This is a genomic window from Acidisoma sp. L85 (genome assembly GCF_009765865.1).
Classification (GTDB): Bacteria; Pseudomonadota; Alphaproteobacteria; order Acetobacterales; family Acetobacteraceae; genus Acidisoma.
In genome coordinates, this window is record NZ_LMUQ01000061.1 from 602,239 (window position 1) to 606,174 (window position 3,936).

General features: G+C 66.2%; 5 protein-coding genes. All 5 read left to right on the forward strand.

Annotated features, from left to right (window positions below):
• Positions 1–439, forward strand: a 439-nt coding sequence (locus tag GSQ83_RS21190; protein WP_254065817.1) for an SH3 domain-containing protein, incomplete at its 5' end; no start/stop codon positions are given.
• Positions 440–489: 50 nt separating this feature from the next.
• The gene (locus GSQ83_RS21195) at positions 490–1,572 is read left to right on the forward strand and encodes a ribonuclease E/G (protein ID WP_158804828.1); all 1,083 of its coding nucleotides are present in this window, start codon (positions 490–492) and stop codon (positions 1,570–1,572) included.
• Positions 1,573–1,649: 77 nt separating this feature from the next.
• Positions 1,650–2,366: a class I SAM-dependent methyltransferase gene (locus GSQ83_RS21200; protein WP_158804829.1), complete on the forward strand. Its 717-nt coding sequence runs from the start codon at positions 1,650–1,652 to the stop codon at positions 2,364–2,366.
• A gap of 90 nt (positions 2,367–2,456) precedes the next feature.
• The gene (gene coxB, locus GSQ83_RS21205; protein ID WP_254065818.1) at positions 2,457–3,365 is read left to right on the forward strand and encodes a cytochrome c oxidase subunit II; all 909 of its coding nucleotides are present in this window, start codon (positions 2,457–2,459) and stop codon (positions 3,363–3,365) included.
• Between the two features lie 28 nt (positions 3,366–3,393).
• On the forward strand, positions 3,394–3,936 hold a 543-nt coding region (locus GSQ83_RS21210), incomplete at its 3' end, for a cbb3-type cytochrome c oxidase subunit I (RefSeq protein ID WP_174246704.1).

A 3,936-nucleotide genomic window follows, 5' to 3' on the forward strand; every position in this document is an offset into this window, starting at 1 on the left:
GCATATCGGCAGTGCCACAGGTCTGCCGCTGCCGCGCTTCGTGTCGTTGCGGGCCGACGCGGTGAATATGCGCGTGGGTCCTGGCGACGCCTATCCGATCCAATGGGTCTATCACCGCGTCGGCCTGCCGGTTGAAGTGCTGCGGGAATATGACGTCTGGCGCCTCGTGGTGGATGTCGATGGCACCAAGGGCTGGGTGCATGAGGCGACCCTGGTGGGCGGCCGCCGTTTTGTGGTGATCGGCCAGGATCCGGTGGTGATGCGTCACCGGCCGCTCGACAGCGCGAATGCCGAGGCCGATCTCATGCCTGGCGTCATCGGCAGTATCGAGCGCTGCGATGCCGGCGCCGCCTGGTGCCGTGTCCGCGTGGCACATCATCGCGGCTGGCTACCCCGCGCCGCCTTCTGGGGCAGCCTGCCGGGTGAGGAGATCCACTGACCCGAGCCAGCCGCATCCTCGCAGTCGGCACGCCTGGCGAAATCCGGGCCGTGGCCTTCGCGGAACGGAGCGGGCGCGCGCTGGACTGCGCGGTGGAGCGGCCGGGCGGCGGACCCGCCGTCGGAGATGTCTTTGTCGGCCGGCTCGCCACCCGCCTGCCCGCCATGGCCGGCGCTTTCGTGGCTCTGCCCGAAGGTGCCGCGGACGGGTTTCTGCCGGATTCCGCCGGGGGGCGCGACGCCCGCGAGGGGGATTGGCTGACCGTCTGGGTCACGAGAGCGCCGCAAGGAGGCAAAGGCGCTCGCCTGGCCCGCACGGAAGTTCCCTCAGACGGTCCTCTCAGGCGCCTGGCGCGCGGGCCCGGAGCCGTCGAGCGGTTGGCCGCGCTGCATCCCGAAGCGACAATTCTGGTCGATCGGCCTGGCCTCGCAGCAACCCTTCCCTTCGCCTTGCGCGAGCGTCTGCGTAGAGACGATGTGCCCGATGACACTGTGCAAGAGGTCTTCGAGGCGCTCGAATCGCCCAAGGTCGCCCTGCCTAGCGGCGCGCGCCTCACGGTCACTCCGACGCCCGCGCTGACCGCGATCGATGTCGATGCCGGGGGCGCTTCCGGGGAACGATTGCCGAAGGGGCAGGCGCAGCGTGCACTGAACCGCCGGCTGCTGCCGGAAATCGCGCGGCAGATCCGGCTGCGCAACCTCGGCGGCGCGATCCTGGTCGATCCCGCCGGGCTCTCGGTCAAGGATCGCGCGGCTCTCGCGGCTGCCTTAACCGAGGCTTTAGCCGATGATCCTCTGAAACCTCGGCTGCTCGGCTTTTCCGCGCTTGGCCTGGCCGAGATCCTGCGGCCGCGCCTCCATCCGCCCATGCACGAAGTTTTGACCGGCGGTCACGCCGAGTCGCTAACAGCCTTGGCGGCCCTCTGCCGCGCCTGGGAGACCGCGCCTGCCGGGAGCCGGCACGCCATTATCGCCTCCCCCGCCATTGCCGCGCGGATCGAGGCGGATCGTGCCGCGGTCACGGAGTTTCGCGAAAGGGTCGGACAATTGCCGCGCGTGATTGCGGATCCGGCGCTGCGCCCCATACCTCTTTCGACTGGCTGGCGGCTGGTCACGGCGGCGGAAGGCTGTTAATGGCCGAGCAACCGACGCGATCATCACGCGCCAGAGGAACGTCCCTCTTCCGCCTTCCAATCGGGCGACAGAACTCCATGCAGGCTTCCGAGACGCAGACTCATCGTCCTCACTCCGCTATGGATTCGGAGGCAGTGCGCGCCGCTTACCGGCGATGGGCAGGAGTGTACGACGGCGTTTTCGGGCTGATTTCCTCCGCCGGGAGAAAGCGCGCGGTGGCGATGGTCAACCACCTGCCGGGGAAGGACGTGCTGGAAGTCGGCGTGGGCACCGGTCTCGCTTTGCCGCATTATGATCGCACCAAGCGGGTGACCGGGATCGACCTTTCCGCCGAAATGCTTGACCGCGCACGCAATCGCACCCGCAAGCTTGCCCTTGACCATGTTCTGGGCCTGCATGAGGTCGATGCCGAGGCGACCGGGCTCGCCGATCACTCCTTCGATATCGCGGTCGGCATGTTCGTCGCCTCTGTCGTACCGCATCCGCGGCGGCTGATGGCGGAGTTGCGGCGGCTGGTGCGGCCCGGCGGACATATCCTGTTCGTGAACCACTTCATCGCCGAGCGTGGCCCGCGCCGCTGGGTGGAGAAGGCGATGGCGCCGGCTTCCCATGCGCTTGGCTGGCATCCCGACTTCGCCACCGAGGCGCTGTTTACGCCCGAGGAACGCGCCCGGGCCCGCTCGCTGCCTGTGCGGCCGTTCGGTATCTTCACCCTCGTTCACCTGCCCGTGCCTGTCGCCGAAGCCGCTGCTCCTCGCGAGCGCGAGCTGGAGGCTCTGTCGGCCACCCTCTGACGCGCTACGCTCGGTTGATCCGCGGTCCGGCTCGGTCTACTTCATGAGCGTGGATTTCGCGGACAGCCACGGCGTCGCATGGAGGATGGATTGGCACAGTTGATGCGGCGTCTGCGCGGAGTTTGCGGCGGCGCGATGCTCGCGCTGCTGGCTCCGGCGGCCGCCTATGCTCAAAATGTGGACCTGCCGCCGGGCAGTGTCATCGTGCAGCCCAAGCCATGGCAGTGGTGGGTTCAGCCATCCCATAGCCCGGTCGAGCACGATATCGTCTGGCTCAACCTCTATCTGATGGCCTGGCTGCTCATCGTACTGCTGCTGGTGGCGGGGCTGCTGGTCTATGTGATGTGGCGCTTCGACGCCAAGCGGCATCCGGTGCCCACCAAGACCACCCATAATCCGGTGATCGAGGTGCTGTGGACGCTGACGCCGATCCTCTTCCTCATCGCCATGTCGATCCCCTCCTTTCGGCTCGTCTTCTATGAGGATCGCACCCACGATCCGTATATGACGGTGAAGGTGACGGGCCATCAGTGGTATTGGGAATATACCTACCCAGGCGAGAACGGGCTCGACTACACGAGCTACCTGATCCCCGAGAACAAGCTGAAGCCGGGACAGCCGCGACTACTGGCGGCGGACCATCCTTTGGTGCTGCCGATCAACAAGGACATCCGAATCCTCATCGCCAGCGGGGACGTTTTGCACGCCTTCTTCATTCCGAGCCTGGGCGTGCAGCGCTACGCTGTGCCCGGGCAGTTGATCGAGACCTGGGTGCGGGTCGATCACACCGGACTGTTCTATGGCGAATGCAATCAGATCTGCGGCACCAACCACGATTCCATGCCGATCGACGTGGTGGGACTGCCACTCGACCAGTACAACGCCTGGGTGAAGAAGACTCAGGCGGCGGTTTCCGCCATGGCGTCCCCGGTTCCCGGCAGTCCTGCCCCGGCCGTACGCCTCGCCGACGCCGTGACGACGACTTCTACGACGCGCTAGCGGCTGATAGCCGGCCCAAGGAGCACACATGTCCTTCACGACGCATGATCCGGTGCCGGCACCGCATGGGGAACCGGGTCACGATGCCCATGCCCATGACGATCACGGCCATCACCACACGCCGGGTTTCGCCGAGCGCTGGCTGTTCAGCACGAACCACAAGGACATCGGCACGCTCTACCTGACCTTTGCGGTCACCACGGGCGTCGTCGGCAGCCTGCTCTCCATGCTGATGCGGTGGGAGCTGATGACCCCCGGCATGCAGGTCTTCCATAGCGGCCAGCAATGGAACGCGGTGGTGACCTCGCATGGCCTCATCATGATCTTCTTCATGGTCATGCCGGCGCTGATCGGCGGCTTCGGCAACTGGTTCATCCCGCTCATGATCGGCGCGCCCGACATGGCCTTTCCGCGGATGAACAACCTCGCCTTCTGGTTCCTGCCGCCGGCGTTCATTTTCGCGACTTTGGGGCTGGTGATAGGCGCGGGGTCCGGCGTGGGCTGGACCATTTATCCGCCACTCACGAACATGACGTATCAGCCGGGCGTGGCGATGGACTTCACGCTGTTC

What these genes read in the sequence shown, in the direction of transcription:
- GSQ83_RS21200 (WP_158804829.1), top strand. Translation starts at nt 1,650, where the DNA reads ATGCAGGCTTCCGAGACGCAGACTCATCGTCCTCACTCCGCTATGGAT.